General features: G+C 63.5%; 2 protein-coding genes. Both read right to left on the minus strand.

Going from position 1 to position 26,321, the window contains the following annotated elements:
* Nucleotides 1-308: 308 nt before the first annotated feature.
* Entirely contained in the window at nt 309-18,485 is an 18,177-nt protein-coding gene (locus C4K40_RS21215) for a non-ribosomal peptide synthase/polyketide synthase (RefSeq protein WP_124421349.1), read from the minus strand.
* 10 nt (nt 18,486-18,495) lie between these two features.
* Nucleotides 18,496-26,319 carry a non-ribosomal peptide synthetase gene (locus C4K40_RS21220; protein WP_124421350.1) on the minus strand — a complete coding sequence of 2,608 codons (7,824 nt, stop codon included), beginning with the start codon at nt 26,317-26,319 and terminating at the stop codon, nt 18,496-18,498.
* Nucleotides 26,320-26,321: the final 2 nt, after the last annotated feature.

The raw sequence follows: 26,321 nt of genomic DNA on the forward strand, positions 1-26,321 counted from the left end.
TCAGTCGCTGACCAGGGGCTTTTTCATGCCTGTCTGATGGCCTTGATCAACCACCCTCAATACCTGGCGGTGACCTGTCCTCCCCTCACACCAGCGACTCGCCAGCATCGTTGTACGCCGCATAACATCATGAGCATCGATCCTGGGCCTTCCATGCTTGCCTGACGGTCTCGGCCAGCCAGGCCCATGGCTCTGCAGTAGCCATGAAAGTCCCTTCTCAGCGACTCGCCAGGGTCTTTGCATGCCACACAACAAAACGCCCCTGACCATTCATCATGATCAGGGGCGTTTCTTTTGGCGTCGACTCCTTACTTCATGCTTGCAACGAAGAGGCTGATGAACTGCGGGTTATCGATAATTCGATCGTGGGTGGTATCGATGACCGTGGATGAGCGGATACCGTCCTGGCCGATAACCTGGGCCATGCTCGCCTCGATCAGATCACGATGCTGGCCACCGTTGCCTTGCGCGGCCCACCAACAGTTCACCGGGGCCTGGATCGCCTGGTAGTCGGCACCCTGCAGACGCAGGTCCAGATCCTGCTTGATCTCCCAGGATACCTGCGCCTCGCGAACGTCGAGCAACTGCTCCCTGATAGCCGCATATGCGCTTCCGACATGCTCTGCCGCCCAGGCGTCCAGCTGTTGCCAGGCCTTCACCTCATCCGACACCTCATTCACGGCTGCCTGCCACTGGGCGCCTATCTGCTCGGCGAACTCGGGGAACATCACGGCCAGCATTTCGGCTTGCCGCTGCTGCGTGGAGAACACTTGCGGTTCAGCAACCAGGTCTTCTTTCCAGAAGTCCTCGACATGTGCAGGAGGAGGTGCATCGATCCAATCCACCGACTCCACATGTCGCCCGGCCCGTTCCAGACGATAAGCGACCTCCATCGCCAGGTTGCCTCCCAACGACCAACCAGCCAATCGGTAATTGCCTTGTGGATAGGCGACGAGCAATTGCCCGACGTAGTCATCGACCATGTCCGTCCAGGAAGGCACTCGATGTTCGGCATCGAGCAGGGCCCGACAGATCACACCAATGACCGGACGTTGTTCCCTGAGCGCCAAGGCTATTGCTCTGTAGCAATGCACCGAGCCGAAGCTTGGGTGGAACAGGAACAACGGCGTGCCCTGGGACTGGGCGTTGAGCCTGACCAGCAGCGAACCCTGCTCTTGTCCTTGGATACAACCGACCTGGCCCCGCACCGTAGGGTGCAACATCAGTTGGCTGACGCTGAGATCGACACCTGTGATTTTCTTGATACGGTCGCGGAGCATCAGGATCAGTAATGAATGTCCTCCCAGTTCGAAGAAGTTGTCGTTCAGGCTGATCTGCTCGACCTCCAGGACCTCGCTCCAGGCGGCAGCGACCTGCTGCTCCAGCGGGCTCTGCGGTGCCACGTACTCCCGCGCCTGCAAGCTGGCATCGGGCTTGGGCAAAGCCTTGCGGTCCAGCTTGCCGTTGGGGCTCAGCGGCATCTGCTCCAGCACCACCCACTGCGCCGGCACCATGTAGTCCGGCAGGTGCGCGGCCAGGTGGGCACTCAGTACTTCGCGCCAGTCTTCGCCCGCGCCTTCCAGCACCAGGTAACCCACCAGGTGCTGGTTATCCACCGCCAGTACCGCGGCCTCGCGTACCCGCTCGTGCTCCAGCAGTCGCGCTTCGATCTCGCCCAACTCGATGCGCAGGCCCCGCAGCTTGACCTGGTGGTCGATACGCCCGGCGTATTCGATCACCCCGTCTTCGCGATAACGCGCCAGGTCGCCGGTACGGTACAGGCGCTCGCCGGCCACGAACGGATGGGCCACGAAGCGTTCGGCGCTCAAGGCCGGGCGACGGTGGTATCCACGGGCCAGGCCCACGCCACCCAGGTACAGCTCGCCCAGCACACCCATCGGCACCGGCTCGAAGTTGCTGTCCAGGATGTAGCAGCCCAGGTTGGCGATCGGCCGGCCGATCGGTACGCCATCGCGGCCTTCATCGACACAGGTCCAGTGGGTCACATCGATCGCGGCCTCGGTCGGGCCATACAGGTTGTACAACCCGGCCTTTGGCAACTTGGCGAATACTTGCTGCTGGGCATCCACCGGCAATGCTTCGCCGCTGCAAACGATGCGTTGCAGGCTGGTGCACGAACCCACATCACGATCCTGCAGGAAGGCTTGCAGCATCGACGGCACGAAGTGCAGAGTCGTGACCTGCTCGCTGTTGATCAGGCTGACCAAGCGGGCCGGGTCGCGATGATCCCCCGGCGCCGCCACCACCAGCCGCGCGCCCGTCATCAGTGGCCAGAAGAACTCCCACACCGAAACGTCGAAGCTGAACGGGGTCTTTTGCAAGACCGTGTCGCCAGCCCCCAGGGCATAAGCCTCCTGCATCCAGCACAGGCGGTTGAGCAGTGCCGAATGCCGGTTGCCGGCGCCCTTGGGCTGGCCGGTGGAGCCGGAGGTGTAGATCACGTAGGCCAGGTTCTCACCGTCCAGGGCGATCTGCGGATTTTCTTCGCTGTAGTGTTCCAGCCACGCTTCCCCCTGCTCCAGCACCAGGCTGGATAGCCCCTGGGGAATCGGCAACTGCTCCAGCAGATGCGCCTGGGTCAGCAGCAGTTTCACGCCACTGTCTTCGAGCATGTAGGCCAGACGTTCGCGCGGGTATTCCGGGTCCAGCGGCACATAGGCGCCACCGGCCTTGAGTACTGCCAGCAGGCCCACCACCATTTCGATCGAGCGTTCCACCGCCAGCCCCACCAGCACATCCGGGCCGACCCCGGCCTGGATCAGGCGATGGGCCAGGCGGTTGGCCCGGCGGTTGAGTTCGGCATAGCTCAGGCGCTGCTGAGCAAAGACCAGGGCCGGGGCCTCGGGAGCCAGGGCTACCTGTTCCTCGATCAACTGGTGCACCTGGCGTTGCAGCGGGTAGTCACGCTCGGTGGCGTTCCATTGCCGGACTATCGCCTGTCGCTCATTGTCATCCAATATCGCCAACCGGCTCACCTGCTGTTGCGGGTTCGCAAGCATTTCCAGCAGCAACTTCTCCCAATGCCGAGCCATTCGCTCGATAGTGGTCGCGTCGAACAGATCACTGGCATAGGTCAACGAAGCCCAAAGCCCATCGTCCGAATCGCGGGTATCCAGGCTCAAGTCAAACTGCGCAGATTGGCCGGCCCACGGCAACTCGCTGACCTGCAATGGCAGTTGGTCCGACTGGACCTGTGCTCCTCGCACTTCGCTCTGGTGGTTGAACATCACCTGGAACAACGGGTTGTGACTCAGGCTGCGCTCCGGCTGCAGCGCCTCGACCAACTGCTCGAACGGCAGGTCCTGATGACTCTGAGCCTCCAGGGCCCGCTGCTTGACTTGGGCCAGCAGCTGGCTGACGGTCATTTGCTCGTCGATATCGGCCTTGAGCACCTGGGTGTTGACGAAGAAGCCGATCAGGCGCTCGGTCTCCACCCGGTTGCGGTTGGCGACCGGCACCCCGACACGGATGTCATGCTGACCGCTGTAGCGATGCAGCAGCGCCTGGAAGGACGCCAGCAGCACCATGAACAAGGTCCCCCCTTCGCTCTGGGCAAATACCCGGAGCGCCGCGATCGATTCCGGCTCGAAGTCGATATCAAGATGGGCGCCACGATAGCTTTGCAAGGCCGGACGCGCATGATCGAGCGGCAATTGCAGCACCGGCTGGGAGTCGCCGAGCAGACCACGCCAGTAATTGAGTTGACGTGCCTTCTCACCGGCCTCCATCCAACTACGCTGCCAAACCGCATAGTCGGCATATTGCACCGGCAATATCGGCAATTGCAGAGTCGAGCCAAGACTATGGGCGGCATACAACTGCACCAGTTCGTCGACCATCACCTGCATCGACCAGCCATCGGAAATGATGTGGTGCTGGACCAATACCAGTACGTGATCGTCTTCGGCCAGACGCAGTAGCTTGACTCGCAACAGCGGTCCCTGTTGCAAGTCGAACGGCTGTTGCACCTCAGCCTCGATAAGCGCTTGCAGACCTTCTTCTTGAGCATCGCCCAAGAGCATTTCGATCCGTGCCTGCGGAGCTATTACCTGCACCACTGCACTATCGGTCTGGCGCATAAGGGTGCGCAGGCTTTCATGACGCGCCACCAGGCTATCGAAACTGCGCTGCAAGGCGTCTACATCCAACTGCCCCTTCAAGCGCAATGCACTGGGCACATGGTATGCCGAGCCTTGCGGATCCAGCTGCCAGAGGAACCACTGGCGTTCCTGGGCATAGGAGAGCGGCAATGGCTGGTCGCGCCTTACTGGCACAAGGGCGGGCATACCGGCATCCGCATTCCCCTCCAGCGCCTCCAGGGCAAGGACGAATGCCTGCAAGCGCGGCTGCTCGAACACTACCTTGAGCGGCACCTCCAGGCCCTGGACTTGGCGCAAGCGCGAAACCACCTGCATCGCCAATAATGAATGACCGCCCAACTCGAAGAAGTGATCGGTCAAGCCAACCCTCTCGACCCCCAGGACATCCGCCCAGATAGCTGCCACCTGCTGCTGGAGCAGGCTCTGCGGGGCCACCCATTGTCCCTGGAGCAAGCTGGCGTCCGGACGCGGAAGCGCCTGGCGATCAAGCTTGCCGTTAGGGTTCAGCGGCATGCGTTCCAGGAAGATCAGGTGCGCAGGCACCATGTAGTCCGGCAAATGCGCCTGCAGGGCATCCTTGAACTGCTCGCTCAGCAGTTGCCGGGCCTGCGGCGAATCCACCGCTTGTTCGACTACCAGATAGGCCAGCAACTGATTATCCGCTGCAAGTACCAGGGCCTCGCGTACACCGTCCTGGGCCAGCAACAGGGTTTCGATTTCGCCCAGTTCGATGCGGAAGCCACGAATCTTCACCTGATGGTCGACCCGTCCTACATACTCGACCACGCCATCGGCACGGTAGCGCGCCAGGTCGCCAGTGCGATACAGGCGCTCGCCACCATTCCCGAACGGATTGGCCACGAACCGCTCGGCAGTCAATGACGGTCGTTGCAGATAGGAGCGGGCCAGGCCGCAAGCACTGCCAATATAGAGTTCACCCACGGCACCAAACGGTGCCAGGTTCAGGTTCTGGTCCAACACGTACAGGGCCCTGCCCGACAGCGCCCGACCGATCGGACTGGCACTGGCGCCAACGACGCTTGGGTCGCTGGAGCAATCCAGCACGCTGGAAACGACTGTCGCTTCGGTCGGTCCATAGGTATTGAGCAGCCGAACATGGCCCAGCCCTGCCCGACGCCATTGCGCCGGACCGTCTAGGGGCATCGCTTCACCACCGATATGTATCTGGCGCAACGCACCATAGGTGCGAGGCCCGGCGGCAAGGCAATCGAGCAGGAACAGGTTCCAGTAGGCTGTCGGCAGGTCAGCCAGGGTGATCCCCTGGTCGATGATCTCGCGGTACAGGCGGCCACTGTCCCACAGCTGCGGACCACGCAGGACCACCGTGGCGCCGTGGGTCAACGCCGGGTAAAGCTGTTCGACGAAACCGTCGAAGTTGAGGGTGGCGAATTGCAGGACCCGATCATCCTCGTTCAAGCGTGAATAATCGGCAGCGATAGTGGAAAACTCGCTCAACGCGGCGTGATTGATCGCCACGCCCTTGGGCTTGCCTGTAGAACCGGAGGTGTAGATCACATAAGCCAGGTTCTGCAGCTCTGCCTTGCCCCCGGGATTTTCCGCAGGATATTGCGCAAGCTGCGGGCCCACCAGGTCAAGGGCCAGAGTGGCAATATCATCGGGCAAGGCCAGTGGTACATGGGAATGCGTCAGGACCAGGCGCACATCACTGTCCTCGAGCATATGCACCAAGCGTTCGCGGGGATACTGCGGGTCCAGCGGTACATACGCACCCCCAGCCTTGAGGATCGCCAACAGGCTGACCACCATGGCGCAGGAGCGCTCCAATGCGACCCCTACCAACACCTCGGGACCGACACCCAGTGCAATCAACTGGTGCGCCAAGCGGTTGGCCTGGCGGTTCAGTTCGGCGTAACTCAAGCACTCCTGATCCAACTGCAACGCCACTGCCTCGGGGCGCCTGCGCGCCTGGGCCTCGAACAACTGATGAACCAATTGCAGCGGCGACGCCGCCGGGCGGGCATCGTTCCAGCGCAAGATATCCAGCTCTTCGGCATCGGTCAGCGATGGCAGATCGGCCAGGTAGCGTGGTTTGGCGTCGATGAACGCCTCGAGCAGTTGCTTGAAATGCTCGCCCAGGCGCCGCACCTGCGCGGCAGAGAATGACCGGGAATCGTAGTTGAACTCGATACCCAGGATTTCACCGATACCCAGGGCAACGGTCATTGGATAGTTGGTCTGCTCGATGCTATCGACCTGGCTGAAGACCAATCCCGAAGGGGCTCCCTGCTCTAGCGCTTCGGAAACCGGGTAGTTCTCGAATACCAGGATCGAGTCGAACAGGGCTTCTCCTCCCATTCCGGCCCAACGCTGGATCTCGAACAGCGGCGAATGCTCTTGCTCGCGCAAACGCAGGTTCTGCTCCTGCAATTGCTGCAACCACTGGTTGATCTCGAGCTCAGGGGCAGGACTGGCCACTACCGGCAAGGTATTGATGAATAGGCCGACCTGTTGCTCGATACCCCGTAGTTCGGCCGGACGTCCGGATACAGTGGCCCCGAAGGCCACCGTTTCCTGGCCAGTATGGCGCTGCAGCAACAGCAGCCAGGCTGCTTGTACCAGGGTATTGAGGGTGACCTTGATGCCCTGGGCAAAGGACTTCAGGCGCTGGGTATCTTCTGCCCCCAGGCTGAGGCGGTAATCGCCAAAGGCCTGGGGCTGGTCGACGTCCTGTCCCAATGGACGCGCCAGGCGAGTAGGTTCTTTAAGCGAAGCCAGTTGTTCCTTCCAGAACGCTTCGCTAAGCACCGCATCCTGTCGCTGCAACCAGGCGATGTAGTCGCGATAACGTCCGGTCGAAGCCCGAGACGATACGCCTGCGTAGTCCTGCAGCACCTCTCCGAACAACTGTGAGCTGCTCCAGCCATCCATCAGGATATGGTGATTGGTATAGATCAGGTGATGACGGTTAGTAGCGGTACGCACCAACACCAGGTTCAACAACGGCGCCTGCTGGAGTGCAAAACCCTGTTGGCGCATGTCCTGCGCCAGTGACTCCAGGGCCTGTTGCAGCTCTTCACGATCCTGCCAGTCATATTGCTCGACGGGCAATTGCACCTGCTTGTAGACCACCTGCAATGGAGCCTCGGCATCGGTCTGCCAGAGGAACCCGCTGCGCAGTACATCGTGATGCTGCAAGGCGGCCTGCCATGCGGCACAGAAACGCTCTACATCCAGCCCTTCGACATCGACTCGCATCTGGTTGACATAATCGCCGGATGCCTGGCCATACAATGAATGAAACAGCATGCCCTGCTGCATGGGCGACAGCGGATAGAGATCTTCCACCTGGTCCATGGTCAACGGCAGTCGGTCCAGTTGCTCCTGGTCCAGGCGAGCCAGCGGGAAATCGGACGGCGTCACACCACGAGTTTCCGACTTGCAGCAATGTTCGATCAACGCCTTGAGTTCCTCGGCGTACTCATCGGCCAAATGCTGGATGTTCACCTCGTCGAACATCTGCTGGCTGAAGCTCCAGTTCAGGTTCAACTCGCCGTTATAGACCTGGCCATTGATTTCCAGCCAGTTGCCCAGGCAGGCATCCGGCCCTTGATCCGCACCACAGGAGTCTCCCGAAGGTGCGAACAGCCCCTCCTGCTCGGCATCATCAAAACTGCTATCGAACTGCCCCAGATAGTTGAAGGTGATACGTGGCTGTGGCAACTGGCGCAGCGCTTCCCTGACCGAGTCACGTCCCAGGTAGCGCAAGGCCCCGAAACCGATACCCTTGTCCGGAATGGCCCGCAGTTGCTCCTTGATGCCCTTGATGGAATCGGCAATGCCAGTAGCTGGGCGCAACCGAACCGGATAGATACTGGTGAACCAGCCGACGGTGCGCGTCAGGTCCACGTCCTCGAAAAGATCCTCCCGCCCGTGCCCTTCCAATCGGATCAGGGTCGAGTCCTGGCCTGTCCAGCGTCCAATCACCCTGGCAAGGGCCGTCAGCAGCAGATCGTTGATCTGCGTGCGATAGGCCACAGGAGCATCCTGCAGCAACCGGCGGGTGAACGCCTGGTCCAGATGAGTGGTGACCCCCAGGGCATGTCGGTTGCTCAGGCTGGCCCGAGCGTCAGCGCCTGGCAGGTCGGTTAGTCCGTCCTGCAATTGTGCTTGCCACCACTGGAATTCCCGCTCAAGCGCGGAATCCTCAGCGTAGGCTTGCAAACGCTGGGCCCAGGCATGGGTCGAACTGGTCTTGGACGGCAGCACCACTGGCTGCCCTTCAGCCAGTTGGCGATAAGCCGCCTGCAGATCCTCGAGCAAGATACGCCATGACACCCCGTCCACCACCAAGTGATGAACCACCAGCAACAACCTCTGGGCTCCCTCGGCCAGGTCCACGAGCACCGCCCGTAATAGTGGCCCCTCGCCCAGATCGAGACTCCGCTGTGCCTGCTCGGCAAGTGCGGTGAGATCGTCGAGCCCCTCTGCGCTACGGCACCACAATACTTGCTCGGCCTGGTGCAGATCGGCGGCGCGGTAGCTCGCTTGCCACCCCTTATCCGTCTTGATGAACTGCGAGCGCAACGCATCGTGGTGCACCAGGAGGGCTTGCAAGGCCTGGATCAACAACTCCGGCTGCAGGCGACCATGGGCCTGGAGCGCCACGGATTGGTTCCAGTGATGGCGATCGACGACCTCGTCATCGAAGAAGGCTTTCTGGATCGGCAACAGCAACAAGTCACCACTCAGCGGCCCCTGGTCGATGACCAGGCCTTCGCCCCCTTCCCTGGCGACCGAGGCCAGGCTTTGCACGGTCTGGTGCTGGAACAGGTCCTTGGGCGTAAAGCGCACGCCGGCTTGCCGCGCACGGCTCACCACCTGGATCGAGATGATCGAATCACCGCCCAGCTCGAAGAAATTGTCGTTGATCCCCACCCGTGGCAGGCGCAGGACCTCGGCCCAGATCGCCGCGATTTTCCCTTCCAGTTCACTCTGCGGAGCCACATAGGCTTGCTGCAACTGGCTGGCGTCCGGCTGTGGCAGCCCTTTGCGATCCAGCTTGCCGTTAGGAGTCAGCGGCATGCGTTCGAGGAACATCAGGTGCGCCGGCACCATGTAGTCCGGCAGGCGCGCCTTGAGCGCCTGGCGCAGCGCCTCGCGGCATTGCGCTTGCGCCACGGCGTCGCTCACCAGCTCCGGGTCCACCGGTACCACATAGGCCACCAACTGCTTGCCGCTGAGACCACTTTGCGCCACCACCACGGTTTCCCGCACGGCCTCCTGCTCACGCAGGCGCGCCTCGATCTCACCCAGCTCAATCCGGAAACCGCGGATCTTCACCTGGTGATCGACCCGGCCCAGGTAGTCCACCACCCCATCGGGACGGCCACGGGTCAGGTCGCCACTGCGATACACCCGGCTGCCCGGTGCGCCGAACGGATCGGGCACGAAGCGTTCGGCCGTCAGAGCCGGACGCTCCAGGTAACCCCGGGCCACCCCCTCGCCGCCCAGGTACAACTCACCCGCCACGCCGATCGGTTGCAGGTTCAACTCGGCGTCCAGCACATAACCGCTGCGGTTGCCCAGCAGCGTGCCGATCGGGGCGTAGGCCGCGCCGCATGGATCGTCCTTGCTCGCCTTCCACAGCAGCGGCGTGACCACGGTTTCGGTCGGGCCATAGCCGTTGAACAGGTAGGTCGGGCGCAGTGCCCGCCAGGCCAGGTCGTAGCTGGCCTGGGCCACCGCATCACCACCGAAGCAGTACACCCGCACCGCCGGTGGGTTGCCGTCGCGCTCGGCGTGTTCGGCCAGCTGCTGCAGGTACACCGGTGGGAACACCCCCACGGTCACGCCGTGGCGATGCATCTGGGCGTAGGTCTGCTCCGGCAGCCACAGGTTGTCGTCGCGGATCAGCACCCGCGCACCGTTGATCAGCGGGTGCATCCAGCCTTCATGGGAGCCGTCGAAGGCGAACGACATGAAGTGCAGCTCGCAATCGGCCGCGGTCATTTCGTAGCGCTCACCGGTGGCGATGATGTGCGCCACCAGCGGCCCATGGGACACCGCCACGCCCTTGGGCAAGCCGGTGGAGCCGGAGGTGTAGATCACATACGCCAGGTTGTCGCCGTCCAGCGTCACGTGCGGAGCGCTGTCGTCGTCACCACTCCACTGCTCGGTACGGTCCACCGCCAGGCTCTCCAGGCCTTCCGGCACCGGCAGGCGCTGTTGCACCGCCGAGTGGGTCAGCAGCAGTTGCGCGCGGCTGTCCTGCATCATGTACAGCAGGCGGTCCTCGGGGTATTCCACGTCCAGCGGCACATACACGCCACCGGATTTCAGCACCGCCAGGAACGCCACCATGATCTCGGCGCTGCGCGGCATGGCGATCGCCACCCGCACTTCCGGGCCCACGCCACGGGCGATCAAGGCCCGGGCCAGGCGGTTGGCGCTGCGCTCCAGCTCGCCGTAGGTCAGCTGTTGCTCACCGAAGATCACCGCTACCGCCTCGGGGGTTTCCCGGGCACGGTCGGCCACCAGCTCGTGCACCAGGCGCGTGGCCGGGAAGCCAGAATCGGTCCGATCCCAGAGCTGGATGATCTGCCGCTGCTCCGCCTCGTCCAGCAGGTTCAGCTGGCCGATGGCTTGTTGCTGGTCGGCGACCATCGCCTGCAGCAGGTTCTGCCAGTGGCGGGCCATGCGCTCGATGGTCGAGGCCTCGAACAGGTCGGTGGCATAGCCAAACGATGCCCAGATGTCATCGGCCGCCTCATTGATGTCCAGGTCCAGGTCGAAGTGCGCGGTCTGGCTGTCCCATTCCAGTGCTTCCAAGCGCAGTCCGGACGCCTGGCGCCCGGCACTGGCCAGGCGCGCCTGGGCCTGATGGTTGAACATCACCTGGAACAGCGGGTTGAGGCTCAAGCTGCGCTCCGGCTGCAGCGCCTCCACCAGTTGTTCGAACGGCAGGTCCTGGTGGGCCTGGGCTTCCAGGGCCCGTTGCTTGACCTGCGCCAGCAGCTGGTCGACGGTCATCTGCCCGTCGATATCGGCCTTGAGCACCTGGGTGTTGACGAAGAAACCGATCAGGCGCTCGACTTCCACCCGGTTGCGGTTGGCGATCGGCACCCCGACACGGATGTCCTGCTGGCCGCTGTAGCGGTGCAGCAAGGTCTGGAACGAGGCCAGCAACAGCATGAACATCGTTACGCCTTCGCGCTGGGCCAAGGCTCGCAAGCCGCCGACCAAACGAGTATCCAGCGCCAGCTCCAGCCGCGCGCCACGATGGCTCTGTACCGCCGGACGCTGATGATCGGTGGGCAGTTCCAGCACGGGTTGTTCACCACCCAGCAGTCCACGCCAGTAGTCCAACTGGCGAGCCTTTTCCCCGGCCTCCATCCAGTCGCGCTGCCAGGCGGCATAGTCGGCGTACTGGATCGGCAAGGCCGGCAGTTGCAGCTCTTCATTCAGGCTGTAGGCCGAATACAGCTGCACCAACTCATCGACCATCACCTGCATCGACCAACCATCGGAGACGATGTGGTGCTGGACCATGACCAGCACGTGGTCATCCTCGGCCAGGCGCAGCAACTGGACTCGCAACAAGGGCCCCTGTTGCAGATCGAAGGGACGCGCGATCAGGGCCTGAACCCGGGACTTGAGATTGTCTTCATCGGTATCGGCGCAAGCGATCTCGACCGAGGCCTGGGCACCAATGACCTGGACAGCTCGCTCACCGTCCTGGTGCAGATGGGTGCGCAGGCTCTCATGGCGCGCCATCAGGGTGTCGAAACTGCGCTGCAACGCAGCCAGATCCAGCTGGCCCTTCAAGCGCAGCGCGCTGGGCACATGGTAGGCCGAGCTTTCAGGCTCCAGCTGCCAGAGGAACCACTGGCGCTCCTGGGCATAGGACAGCGCCAACGGACGATCCCGATCGACCACGACCATCGCCGGAGCGGTGGACGCCAGCCCGGCGCTCGGCAAGGCGCCCACGAAGGCGTCCAAGCGTGGCTGTTCGAACAACGTCCTGAGAGGCACCTCAAGCCCGAGAACCTGGCGCAAGCGCGAGACCACCTGCATGGCCAGCAAGGAATGCCCGCCCAGTTCGAAGAAGTGATCGGTCAAACCAACGCGCTCGACATCCAGGATCTGCGCCCAGATTGCCGCGACCTGCCGCTCGGTCTCACTCTGCGGAGCCACCCAGGCCTTATGTGCCTGGCTCATATCCGGGCGTGGCAATGCCGCACGATCCAGCTTGCCGTTGGGGTTCAACGGCATCCGCTCGAGGAATACCAAGTGCGCCGGCACCATGTAGTCCGGCAACTGCTCGCGCAATGCGACCTTGAGCTCATCGCCCAACACCTGTTGCGCTGCGGGCGACTCATGGACCTGGTTCGCCACCAGGTAAGCGACCAACTGGCCATCTGCAGCCAATACCACCGTTTCACGTACAGAGTCCTGGGCCAGCAACAGCGCCTCGATCTCTCCCAGCTCGATGCGGAAGCCACGGATCTTCACCTGGTGGTCGATCCGCCCGGCATATTCGATCACCCCATCGGCGCGATAACGCGCCAGGTCGCCCGTACGGTACAAGCGCTCGCCAACTTCACCGAAGGGATCGGGAACGAAGCGCTCTGCCGTCAACAGTGGCCGTTGCAGGTAGGCCCGTGCCAACCCCCTGGCACTGCCGATGTACAGCTCGCCCACCGCCCCCAGTGGGGCCAGGTTCAGGTCGCGGTCCAGGACATACAGGGCCCGGCCGGGAAGCGAACGACCAATGGGGCTGGCGGTGGCGCCAGTGATTTCATCGAGAGAAGAGCAATCGAGCACACTGGAAACCACAGTGGCCTCGGTCGGGCCATAGGTATTCAACAACCGCACATGCCCTGCGCCACTGCGAAGCCATTGGGCCGGGCCATCCAGCGGCATCGCCTCGCCACCGATGTGGATCTGCCGCAGGTTGCCGTAGGAACGCGCACCGGCCGCTTGGCAATCGAGCAGGAACAGGTTCCAGTAGGCTGTCGGCAGGTCCGCCAGGGTAATGCCCTGGGCCATGATTTCCTGGTACAGCCGGGCGCTGTCCCACAGCTCGGGACCACGCAGCACCACGCTCGCTCCCCGGGTCAAGGCTGGATACAGCTGCTCGACGAAACCATCGAAGTTCAATGTCGCGAACTGCAATACTCGATCGTCGCAGGTCAAGCGTGAATAGTCCGCGGCGATCTGCGCGAACTGGCTCAGGGCAGCATGGTTGATGGCCACGCCCTTGGGCTTGCCGGTCGATCCCGAGGTATAGATCACATAGGCCAGGCTGAGGGGATCGACCACCACTTGCGGATCGTTCACCGGACACTGCTGCAGACGCTGCCGGGCGAGGTCCAGGTCCAACACCGCCAGCTCCAGTGGCAACGGCAAGCGCTGGCGTAGGTGGGACTGGGTCAGGACCAGGCGCAGCTGGCTATCCTCGAGCATGTGCACCAGGCGCTCGCGTGGGTACTCCGGGTCCAGAGGGACATAGGCACCGCCTGCCTTGAGCACCGCCAACAGGCTCACCACCATGGAGAAGGAACGCTCTACCGCCACGCCGACCAGCACTTCCGGGCCAACACCCTGCTCGATCAGGTAATGCGCCAGGCGGTTGGCCTCCTGGTTCAACTCGGCGTAGCTCATCGACTGTCCGTCGAGCATCAGGGCCAAGGCTGCGGGACGCAGCCCGGCCTGGACCTCGAACAGCCCATGGACACTGTCCGTGGCCGGCAAGGCGTCATCAGCGGCATTCCACTGCTCAAGCATGCGCTGCCGATCAGCGCCACCGACCAACTCCAGCTCGCCGACCAGGCTCGCCGGGGCACTGGCCAAGGCTTGCAACATGGCTTGCCAGTCCCGGGCCAGGCGCTGCACGGTCGCGGTATCGAACAAGTCCGTGGCATAGGTCAGGGAAGCCCAGATGCCTTCGGCGGACTCAGAGGTATCCAGGCTCAGGTCGAAGTGGGCCGTGTGGCTGTCCCACTCCAGGCCCTCCACTCGCAGCCCGGGCAACTGCTGCGGTCCAGCGGCGCCCGAAGCCTCGCTCTGATGGTTGTACATCACCTGGAACAGCGGGTTATGGCTCAGGCTGCGCTCCGGCTGCAGCGCTTCCACCAGTTGTTCGAATGGCAGGTCCTGGTGGGCCTGGGCCTCCAGGGCACTGCGCTTGACCTGCTGCAATAGCTCGACGAAGGACATCCGGCCATCGATATCGGCCTTGAGCACCTGGGTGTTGACGAAGAAGCCGATCAAGCCCTCGGTCTCGACTCGGTTGCGGTTGGCGATCGGCACCCCGATGCGGATATCGGCCTGGCCACTGTAGCGATACAACAAGGCCTGGAACGAGGCCAATAACACCATGAACAGCGTCACGCCTTCACGTTGGGCCACGTCCTTGAGCTGCACGACCAAAGGCGCATCCAGCGCCAGGTCCAGGCGCGCGCCACGATGGCTTTGCGTAGCCGGCCGCGGATGATCCAGAGGCAGTTCCAGCACCGGCTGCACCTGGCCCAATTGGCCACGCCAGTACTCAAGTTGCCGCTGCTTCTCCCCGGCCTCCATCCAGTTGCGTTGCCAGGCCGCGTAATCGGCGTACTGGATCGGCAGCTCCGGCAGCTGCAACTCCTGCCCCTGGCTGTAGGCGGCATACAGCCGAACCAGTTCATCGACCATCACCTGCATCGACCAGGCATCGGCAACGATATGGTGCAGCACCAGCACCAGGACATGCTCATCTTCGGCCAGGCGCAACAGCTTGACCCGCAGCAGCGGGCCTTCGCGCAGGTCGAACGGTCGGGCGATCTCGGCCTCGATCCGCTCCTGCAACCGAGCGGCATCGACCGCTGGCAAGACCTCGTACTCCACAGGTTGGGCGCTATTTTCCCCGACCACCTGGACGGCATGCAGGCCATCGATGGCGAATCGGGTGCGCAGGGTTTCATGACGTGCCGCCAGAGCATCGAAAGCTCGCTGCAAAGCGGTACGATCCAGCTGTCCCGTCAGGCGCAGCGCACCGGGAATATGGTAGGCAGCGCTTTGTGGCTCCAACTGCCAGAGGAACCACTGGCGTTCCTGGGCATAGGACAAGGCCGGAGGCTGATCGCGATCGATCCTGGCGATAGTCGCCATCTGCGCCCCGCCCTGCCCCAACGCCTGGACAAAGTCGCCCAGTACCGGTTGTTCGAACAGCGCCTTGAGGGCCACCTCGATACCCAGTGCCTGGCGCACCCGCGAGACCACGCGGGTGGCCAGCAGCGAATGGCCGCCCAACTCAAAGAAGTGGTCTTCGAGCCCGACCTGCTGCGCCCCGAGTACATCGGCCCAGATCGCCGCGACTTGCTGCTCTCTTTCGCTGACCGGTGCCACATGGCGTTTTTGCAGCAGGCTCGCATCGGGTTTGGGCAGGGCCTTGCGGTCCAGCTTGCCATTGGGAGTCAGTGGCATGCGCTCGAGGAAGATCAGGTAGGCCGGTACCATGTAGTCCGGCAAGGCCTCACGCATGGCCGCCTTGAACTGTTCGCGCAATGTCGCCTGGTCGGCTTCGGCAGTGACCTGGTGAGTCACCAGGTACGCAACCAGCCGATCATTGTCAGCCAGCACCGCAGCTTCGCGCACAGCGGGCTGCTCACGCAAGCACGCCTCGATCTCGCCCAGCTCGATACGGAAACCGCGCACCTTGACCTGGTGGTCGACCCGGCCGATGTACTCCACGATCCCCTCGGCGCGATAACGCGACAAGTCACCTGTGCGATAGACGCGCTCGCCGCTGGTGGAAAACGGATGGGGAACGAAGCGCTCGGCGGTCATCGCTGGGCGCTCGTGGTAGCCCCGGGCCAGGCCGACGCCACCGATCAACAGCTCGCCAGCCGCGCCCTGCGGGCAAGGAGTCAATCCACCGTCGAGGATGAACAGCGAGGTGTTGGCGATCGGCCGGCCAACGAAGGGCTGCGCCTCGGCCAGCCGGTGGGCCGCCGACCAGATAGTGGTCTCGGTAGGCCCATACAGGTTCCAGACCGCGCCTTGCAGTTCGAGCATGCGCTTGGCCAGGTCGGCCGGCAGCGCCTCACCGCCACACAGGCACTTGATACCCCGCAGCATTGCACTGGCACGCGGACTGTCCAGCAACATGCGCCAGGTCGATGGAGTCGCCTGCAAGACGCTGGCGCTGCGGGTTTGCAACAGATCGAGAATGGCCTCCGGGTCCAGGGCCAGCTCCTTGTCCCCCAGGATCACGATAGCGCCCGTAGTCAGCGGCACATAGAGCTCAAGGGCAAAAATATCGAAGGAGAAGGTGGTCAGCGACAACACCCGCGCATCGGCGCCAATCTCCAGGGTCGTGGCCATGCCACTGGTGAAACTGCTCAGCGCCTGGTGCCGCACCATCACACCCTTGGGCTTGCCGGTGGAACCGGAGGTGTAGATCACATAGGCCAGGTGCTCGGGTGAAAGGCTTACCTGTGGATTGTCCACCGGGCAGGTGGCATCGGCCTCGGCCTCCTCCACCAGCAATACCTGCAGTTGCGCTGGCTGAGGCAGACGCTGGCGCAGGTGCTGCTGGGTCAGCAACACCCGGGCCTTGCTGTCCTCGAGCATGTAGGCCAGGCGATCGGCCGGGTATTGCGGGTCCAGCGGCACATAGGCGCCACCGGCCTTGAGCGTCGCCAACAGGCTGATGACCATTTGCGCGGAGCGCTCCACGCTCACCGCCACCAGCACATCCGGGCCGACGCCCATGGTGATCAGGCGATGGGCCACGCGGTTGGCGCGCTGGTTGAGCTCGGCATAGGTCAGGGACTGGTCGTCGAACTGCAGGGCCAGCGCCCCGGGACGTGCCAGGGCCAGGGCTTCGAAAAGCTGGTGCACCCCTTGCTCACGCGGATAGTCGAATTCGGTGGCATTCCATCCATGCACGATCCGCTGCCATTGCGCGTCGTCCAGCATGGGCAACTCATCGACGCGCAAAGAGGCGTTGGCCGCGACCGACTGCAGGAGGTTCTGCCAGTGTTGCAACAGGCGTTGCGCGGTTTCGCTGTGGAACAGGTCGCTGGCGTAGGTCAAGGACGCCAGCAGGCCCTCGGCGGACTCCTGGGTATCCAGGTTGAGGTCGAATTGCGCGGTCTGGCTTTCCCACTCCAGGCTCTGCACCTGCAGCCCGGACACCGGACCGGCACCCTTGCCCCCACGGGCATCGGTCTGGTGGTTGAACATCACCTGGAACAACGGGTTGTGGCTCAGGCTACGTTCCGGCTGCAGGGCCTCCACCAACTGTTCGAACGGCAAGTCCTGGTGGGCCTGGGCCTCTATCGCGCGCTGCTTGACTTGTTGCAGCAACTGGACAAAGGACATCTGGCCATCGATATCGGCCTTGAGCACCTGGGTATTGACGAAGAAGCCGATCAGGCGCTCGGTTTCCACCCGGTTGCGGTTGGCGGTCGGTACGCCGACACGGATATCGGACTGGCCACTGTAGCGATACAGCAAGGTCTGGAACGAAGCCAGCAGCAACATGAACAGCGTCACGCCTTCGCGCTGGGCGACGGCCTTGAGCCTGGCGAACAACTCGCCCTCCAGCGTCATGTCCACTCGAGCGCCACGATGGCTCTGGATAGCGGGACGCGGATAGTCCAGGGGCAGTTCCAGAACCGGTTGCGTGCCACCCAACCGATCCAGCCAATACCCCAGCTGGCGCTCCTTCTCGCCAGCCTCCATCCAACTGCGCTGCCACAGCGCGTAGTCGGCGTACTGGATCGGCAACTCCGGCAGTTGCAGCTCGCGCCCCTGGGTGCAGGCGGCATACAGCTGCACCAGCTCGTCGACCATCACCTGCATCGACCAGCCATCGGAGACGATATGGTGCTGGACCAGCACCAGGACATGCTCATCCTCGGCCAGGCGCAGCAGGCTCACGCGCAGCAATGGCCCCTGCTGCAGGTCGAAGGGACGGGCGATCTGTGCTTCCACCAGGCCCTGCAACCGCGCTTCGTCGGCATCGACCACCAGGATCTCGATGAGCATTTGCGGCCGGATGACCTGCAAGGTGTTGTCGCCATCCTGCTGCAGGCAAGTACGCAGGCTTTCATGGCGCGCCACCAGGGTATCGAAGCTGCGCTGCAATGCTGCCAGATCCAGCGGTCCATTCAGACGCAGCGCCCGAGGCACATGATATGCCGTACTCTCGGGCTCCAATTGCCAGAGAAACCATTGCCGCTCCTGGGCATAAGAGAGTCGCAGCGGTTCATCCTGCTGGCGCTTGAAAACCGGGGCGATCTCAAACAGGTTGATGCCTTGCTGTTTGAGCAGTACCGCCAACGCTTTCTTTTCTTGCGCAGAAAGAGAACCCACCGACTCGATTAATGCTTGCACGCCACGCCCCTCAGGAAGTCAATTTATCCAAATCTTCTGCTGATAGACGTTTGAGGGCCTCCAGGGATTTAGCCAATGCATCCTGCACCGGCGAAATATTTGTCTGCTGCGCTGCGACATGGGCACAGAACTCGGCCAGGGTCGGTGTGGTGAAGATCGACTTGACGTCGATCTCGCTGTGCAGCTGCTCGCGCAATCGCACCACCACTTGCGTGGCCAGCAACGAGTGTCCGCCCAACTCGAAGAAGTTGTCCTTCAAGCCGACGCGCTCCACTTCCAGTACCTGCGCCCAGATCTGCGCGACCTGCTCCTCCAGCGGACTCTGCGGTGCCATGTACTCCCGTGCCTGCAAGCTGGCATCGGGCTTGGGCAAAGCCTTGCGGTCCAGCTTGCCGTTGGGGCTCAGCGGCATCTGCTCCAGCACCACCCACTGCGCCGGCACCATGTAGTCCGGCAGGTGCGCGGCCAGGTGGACACTCAGTACTTCACGCCAGTCTTCGCCCGCGCCGTCCAGCACCAGGTAACCCACCAGGTGTTGGTTATCCACCGCCAGTACCGCGGCCTCGCGTACTCGCTCGTGCTCCAGCAGTCGCGCTTCGATCTCGCCCAATTCGATGCGCAGGCCCCGCAGCTTGACCTGGTGGTCGATACGCCCGGCGTATTCGATCACCCCGTCTTCGCGATAACGCGCCAGGTCGCCGGTACGGTACAGGCGCTCGCCGGCCACGAACGGATGGGCCACGAAGCGTTCGGCGCTCAAGGCCGGGCGACGGTGGTATCCACGGGCCAGGCCCACGCCACCCAGGTACAGCTCGCCCAGCACACCCATCGGCACCGGCTCGAAGTTGCTGTCCAGGATGTAGCAGCCCAGGTTGGCGATCGGCCGGCCGATCGGTACGCCATCGCGGCCTTCATCGACACAGGTCCAGTGGGTCACATCGATCGCGGCCTCGGTCGGGCCATACAGGTTGTACAACCCGGCCTTTGGCAACTTGGCGAACACTTGCTGCTGGGCATCCACCGGCAATGCTTCGCCGCTGCAAACGATGCGTTGCAGGCTGGTGCACGAACCCACATCACGATCCTGCAGGAAGGCCTGCAGCATCGACGGCACGAAGTGCAGGGTCGTGACCTGCTCGCTGTTGATCAGGCTGACCAAGCGGGCTGGATCACGATGATCCCCCGGCGCCGCCACCACCAGCCGCGCGCCCGTCATCAGTGGCCAGAAGAACTCCCACACCGAAACGTCGAAGCTGAATGGGGTCTTTTGCAAGACCGTGTCGCCAGCCCCCAGGGCATAAGCCTCCTGCATCCAGCACAGGCGGTTGAGCAGTGCCGAATGCCGGTTGCCGGCGCCCTTGGGCTGGCCGGTGGAGCCGGAGGTGTAGATCACATAGGCGAGGTTCTCGCCGTCCAGGGCGATCTGCGGGTTCTCTTCGCTGTAGTGTTCCAGCCACGCTTCCCCCTGCTCCAGCACCAGGCTGGATAGCCCCTGGGGAATCGGCAGCTGCTCCAGCAGATGCGCCTGGGTCAGGAGCAGTTTCACGCCACTGTCTTCGAGCATGTAGGCCAGACGCTCGCGCGGGTATTCCGGGTCCAGCGGCACATAGGCGCCACCGGCCTTGAGTACCGCCAGCAGGCCCACCACCATTTCGATCGAGCGTTCCACCGCCAGTCCCACCAGTACATCCGGGCCGACCCCGGCCTGGATCAGGCGATGGGCCAGGCGGTTGGCCCGGCGGTTGAGTTCGGCATAGCTCAGGCGCTGCTGAGCAAAGACCAGGGCCGGGGCCTCGGGAGCCAGGGCTACCTGTTCCTCGATCAACTGGTGCACCTGGCGTTGCAGCGGGTAGTCGCGCTCGGTGGCGTTCCATTGCTCCAGCACCTGGCGCCGCTCGGCAAGGTCGAGCATCGGCAGCTCACCCAGGCTCCGGGTACTGTCGGCCAGCATACCCAGCAGCAGGTTGGTCAGGTGCCGACCATAGGACTCCACGCTTTGCGCGGTGAAACTGGCCCGGGTGAAGCTGAATTGCAATGACAGTGTCTCGCCAAGGTCCACCAGCAGGGTCAAGGGATAGCTGGTCTGCTCGTGCGCCTGGGGCACACCAAAGCCGATACCGCTGCCGCCCTGCTCCAGCGCCTTGGATACCGGGTAGTTCTCGAACACCAGGATGTTGTCGAACAGTGCTTCGCCACCCTGGCTGGCCCAGCGCTGGATATCGTACAACGCGGTGTGTTCATGTTCGCGCAGGGCCAGGTTGCGCTCCTGCACATCCTGCAGCCACTGCGCCACCGAACGCTGGGCATCGACGGCGCAAATCACTGGCAAGGTATTGATGAACAAACCGATTTGCTGCTCGATCCCGGCCAGTTCAGCCGGGCGACCGGCCACGGTGGCGCCGAAGGTCACCACCGACTGCCCGCTATGGCGTTGCAGCAGGATCAGCCAGGCTGCCTGGATCAAGGTGTTGAGGGTGACTTTCTGGCTGCGGGCGAAAGCTTCCAGACGTCCGGTCAGCTCGGCATCCAGGGCCCAGCGGTACTCGCCATGGCCCTGTGCAGCCAAGGGCAGGTTGCTGCCCAAGCGCGTCGGTGCCGGCAACTGGCTCAACTGCTCGCGCCAGAAGGCCTCGGTCGCCTTGGCATCCCGTTGTTGCAACCAGCCGATGTAGTCGCGATAGCGGCCACTGGCCTCCGGCACCGCTACGCCGGCATAGCGTTGCAATACTTCACCAAACAACCGCGAATTGCTCCAACCGTCCATGAGGATGTGATGGTTGGTGTAGATCAGCTCATGGCGCTGCTCACCCGTACGTACCAGCAGCACTCGCACCAGGGGCGCCCGGGCCAGGTCGAAACCCTGGCGGCGCTGGGCTTGCTGCAGGTTCTGCAGCTCTTGTTCGAGCTCGGGCATGGCGCGCCAATCGAGTTCTTCGATCGGCAGGCTGGCCTGGCGATAGACCACCTGGCACGGCCATTCCAGCTGGCCTTGCCAGAAGTAGCCGCTGCGCAGCACTTCCTGGGCCTGCACCGTGGCCTGCCAGGCCTGCCGGAAACGGCTCACATCCAGGTTGTCGACCGTGACCCGGATCTGGTTGATGTAATCGCCCGCCGTCTGCTCGTACAGGGTATGGAACAACATGCCCTGCTGCATTGGCGACAAGGCATAGATGTCCTCGATGTCGCTAGCCACCAGGGGCAGGGACTCGAGCTGGGGCTGGGTCAGCCTGGCCAAAGGGAAGTCCGAAGCGGTGACGCCAGCGTTGCCCGGGGTGCAGCAGTGCTCCACCAGGGCCGCCAGTTCGCGGGCATAGTCCTGGCTCAACTGTTCGATCACCGCTTCATCGAACATCAGCGGGCTGAAGGTCCAGCTCATGTGCAACTCGCCGCCATATACCTGGCCGTTGAGGGTCAGCCAGTTACCCAGCGCGCCCTCGGGGCTCTGCTCGGCGCCGGTGCTTTCCGCCGCCGGGGTGAACAGGCCGTCTGGCTGGTCGAAGCTGCCATCGACCTGCCCCAGGTAGTTGAAGGTGATGCGCGGCACCGGCAACAGGCTGAAGGCCTGGCGGGTCTGCTCGTCCCCGAGGTAGCGCAAGGCACCAAAACCCAGGCCCTTGTTCGGCACGGCGCGCAGCTGCTCCTTGACCTGCTTGATCGAGCCCGCCAGGTCGGCGGCCGGGGTGAGGCGCACCGGGAACAGGCTGGTGAACCAGCCCAGGGTGCGCGTCAGGTCCAGGTCATCGAACAGCTCCTCGCGGCCGTGGCCCTCGAGCTGGACCAGGCTGGAGGCATGGCCGGTCCAGCGGCAGATCACCCGGGCCAGGGCCGTCAGCAGCAGGTCGTTGATCTGCGTCCGATAGGCCATAGGCGCCTGTTGCAGCAGTTGCCGGGTACGCTGCGCATCGAGCTGGCTGACCAGGGTCCGGGCCAAACGGCCCGGACGAGCGCCCCGGGGATCGCGGCACGGCAATTCGGCACTCACGCCCTGCAACTGTTGCTGCCAGTAGTCTTGTTCCTCGTGCATCGCGGCGCTGCGGGCATGGGCTTGCAGGCGCTCGGCCCAGGTCTTGAACGCCGACGTCTTGGCCGGCAACCGCTGCTGGCGACCCTCGACCGACTGCTGATAAAGGTTCTGCAAATCTTCGAGGAAGATCCGCCAGGAAACGCCATCCACCACCAGGTGGTGCATGACCAGCAACAGTCGCTGGCTGCCATCGGGCAACTCAGCCAGCACCGCCCGCAACAACCGGCCCTGTTGCAGATCGAGGCTGCGCTGGGCGCGTTCGCACAGCTCTTGCAGCTCATCGGCAGTCTCCAGGCGGGCCTGCCAGAGCAAGGTCGTTGCCACAGCATCATGCCGGGCCTTCCAGCCGTCGGGCTGCGGGTTGAAGCTCAGGCGCAGCACATCGTGATGCACCACCAGCGCCTGGAGTGCCGCTTCCAACAGGTCCGCGCGCACCGGTTGGCGCGGCGTCAACAGCAAGGACTGGTTCCAGTGATGCCGATCCGGCAGGTCCATGGCGAAAAACAGCTGCTGGAAAGGCAGCAATGGTGTCTCGCCCTGCACCGGCCCCTGGTCGATCACCTGCACGGCCTGCAACTGGGCCACCCGCGCCAGGCTGCGCACGGTCTGGTGCTGGAACAGCGCCTTGGGGGTGAAGTGGATCCCGGCCGCCCGGGCCCGGCTGACCACCTGGATCGAGATGATCGAATCGCCGCCACGCTCGAAGAAGTTATCGTTCAGGCCCACCTGCTCGATACCCAGCACCTCGGCCCAGATCGCGGCGATCTGTTGTTCCAAAAGACTTTGTGGAGCCTCATAGGCTTGGGCGGACTGCGCCTTGTCCGGCTTGGGCAAAGCCTTGCGGTCCAGCTTGCCGTTGGGGCTCAGCGGCATCTGCTCCAGCACCACCCACTGCGCCGGCACCATGTAGTCCGGCAGGTGCGCGGCCAGGTGGGCACTCAGTACTTCGCGCCAGTCTTCGCCCGCGCCTTCCAGCACCAGGTAACCCACCAGGTGCTGGTTATCCACCGCCAGTACCGCGGCCTCGCGTACCCGCTCGTGCTCCAGCAGTCGCGCTTCGATCTCGCCCAACTCGATGCGCAGGCCCCGCAGCTTGACCTGGTGGTCGATACGCCCGGCGTATTCGATCACCCCGTCTTCGCGATAACGCGCCAGGTCGCCGGTACGGTACAGGCGCTCGCCGGCCACGAACGGATGGGCCACGAAGCGTTCGGCGCTCAAGGCCGGGCGACGGTGGTATCCACGGGCCAGGCCCACGCCACCCAGGTACAGCTCGCCCAGCACACCCATCGGCACCGGCTCGAAGTTGCTGTCCAGGATGTAGCAGCCCAGGTTGGCGATCGGCCGGCCGATCGGTACGCCATCGCGGCCTTCATCGACACAGGTCCAGTGGGTCACATCGATCGCGGCCTCGGTCGGGCCATACAGGTTGTACAACCCGGCCTTTGGCAACTTGGCGAACACTTGCTGCTGGGCATCCACCGGCAATGCTTCGCCGCTGCAAACGATGCGTTGCAGGCTGGTGCACGAACCCACATCACGATCCTGCAGGAAGGCCTGCAGCATCGACGGCACGAAGTGCAGGGTCGTGACCTGCTCGCTGTTGATCAGGCTGACCAAGCGGGCTGGATCACGATGATCCCCCGGCGCCGCCACCACCAGCCGCGCGCCCGTCATCAGTGGCCAGAAGAACTCCCACACCGAAACGTCGAAGCTGAATGGGGTCTTTTGCAAGACCGTGTCGCCAGCCCCCAGGGCATAAGCCTCCTGCATCCAGCACAGGCGGTTGAGCAGTGCCGAATGCCGGTTGCCGGCGCCCTTGGGCTGGCCGGTGGAGCCGGAGGTGTAGATCACATAGGCGAGGTTCTCGCCGTCCAGGGCGATCTGCGGGTTCTCTTCGCTGTAGTGTTCCAGCCACGCTTCCCCCTGCTCCAGCACCAGGCTGGATAGCCCCTGGGGAATCGGCAGCTGCTCCAGCAGATGCGCCTGGGTCAGGAGCAGTTTCACGCCACTGTCTTCGAGCATGTAGGCCAGACGCTCGCGCGGGTATTCCGGGTCCAGCGGCACATAGGCGCCACCGGCCTTGAGTACCGCCAGCAGGCCCACCACCATTTCGATCGAGCGTTCCACCGCCAGTCCCACCAGTACATCCGGGCCGACCCCGGCCTGGATCAGGCGATGGGCCAGGCGGTTGGCCCGGCGGTTGAGTTCGGCATAGCTCAGGCGCTGCTGAGCAAAGACCAGGGCCGGGGCCTCGGGAGCCAGGGCTACCTGTTCCTCGATCAACTGGTGCACCTGGCGTTGCAGCGGGTAGTCACGCTCGGTGGCGTTCCACTGATGAACGATGCGCTGGCGCTCTTCAGCCTCCAGCAGAGCCAGGTCCTGGATCGGTAAAGTCGGATCGGCCACGGCCGAGCGCAGCAGGTTCTGCCAGTGGCGCGCCAGGCGCTCGATGCTCGCGTGGGTGAACAGGTCGGTGGCGTAGGTCAGGGAGGCCCAAATACCCTCGGCGGTTTCCTGGGTGTCCAGGCTCAGGTCGAACTGGGCGCTCTGGTTGTCCCACTCCAGGCTGGCCACTCGCAGGCCGGGCAACTGCGTCTCGCCGGCGTCGGCCTGGGCACTGGCCTGGTGGTTGAACATCACTTGGAACAGCGGGTTGTGGCTCAGGCTGCGCTCCGGTTGCAGCGCCTCGACCAACTGCTCGAACGGCAGGTCCTGATGGGCCTGGGCTTCCAGCGCGCGGCGCTTGGCTTGCTGCAGAAGCTGCGCAAACGTCAGCTGCCCGTCGATATCGGCCTTGAGCACCTGGGTATTGACGAAGAAACCGATCAGGCGCTCGACTTCCACCCGGTTGCGGTTGGCGATCGGCACCCCGACGCGGATGTCCTGCTGGCCGCTGTGGCGATGCAACAAGGCCTGGAACGAGGCCAGCAGGACCATGAACAGGGTCACGCCCTCACGCTGGGCCAACCCCTTGAGTGCCGCTACCAGCCCTTGTTCCAGGGCCACATCCAGGCGTGCGCCACGGTAGCTCTGTTGTGCCGGGCGAGGATGATCGAACGGCAACTCCAGCACCGGCTGGACACCGCCGAGCAGTGCCAGCCAGTACTCCAGCTGCCGCGCTTTCTCCCCTGACTCCATCCAGCTGCGTTGCCACAGGGCGTAATCGGCATACTGGATCGCCAGGGCCGGCAACGCGCACTCCTGCCCCTGGCTGTAGGCGGCGTACAGCTGCATCAGCTCCTGGACCATGACCTGCATCGACCAGCCATCGGACACGATGTGGTGCTGCACCAGCACCAGCACGTGCTCTTCTTCACCCAGGCGCAGCAGACTGGCCCGCAGCAATGGGCCTTGCAGCAGGTCGAAAGGCCGGGCCATTTCCTCCTCTACCCGTTCCTTGAGGCGGGCTTCGTCGATCGGCTCCAGGATGATCTCGATCGAAGCCTGGGCCAGCACCTGCTGGGTCATGCGATCGTCTTGCAGGTGCAGGCGGGTGCGCAGGCTTTCGTGACGCGCGACCAGGCTATCGAAGCTGCGCTGCAAGGCCGCGATGTCCAGGCGTCCGCTCAGGCGCAATGCGCCGGGCACATGATAGGCGGCACTGTCGGGCTCCAACTGCCAGAGAAACCACTGGCGCTCCTGGGCATAGGACAGCGGCAGGTTGTCGTTGCTTTCACGAACGGAGGCGATGGGCAGTTGGGCGAAGCTCATGCCACGGCTTTGCAGGCGCTGGTAGAACTGCTTGCGCTGCTCCAGAGGCAGTCGAAGAAAGCGCGATACCAGATCGATGTTTGGGTTGGAAAGCATGG

This window comes from Pseudomonas sp. CMR5c (assembly GCF_003850545.1).
Classification (GTDB): Bacteria; Pseudomonadota; Gammaproteobacteria; order Pseudomonadales; family Pseudomonadaceae; genus Aquipseudomonas; species Aquipseudomonas piscis.

Coding starts and splice junctions, on each gene's coding strand:
- C4K40_RS21220 (WP_124421350.1), bottom strand. CDS start 26,319: ATGCTTTCCAACCCAAACATCGATCTGGTATCGCGCTTTCTTCGACTG.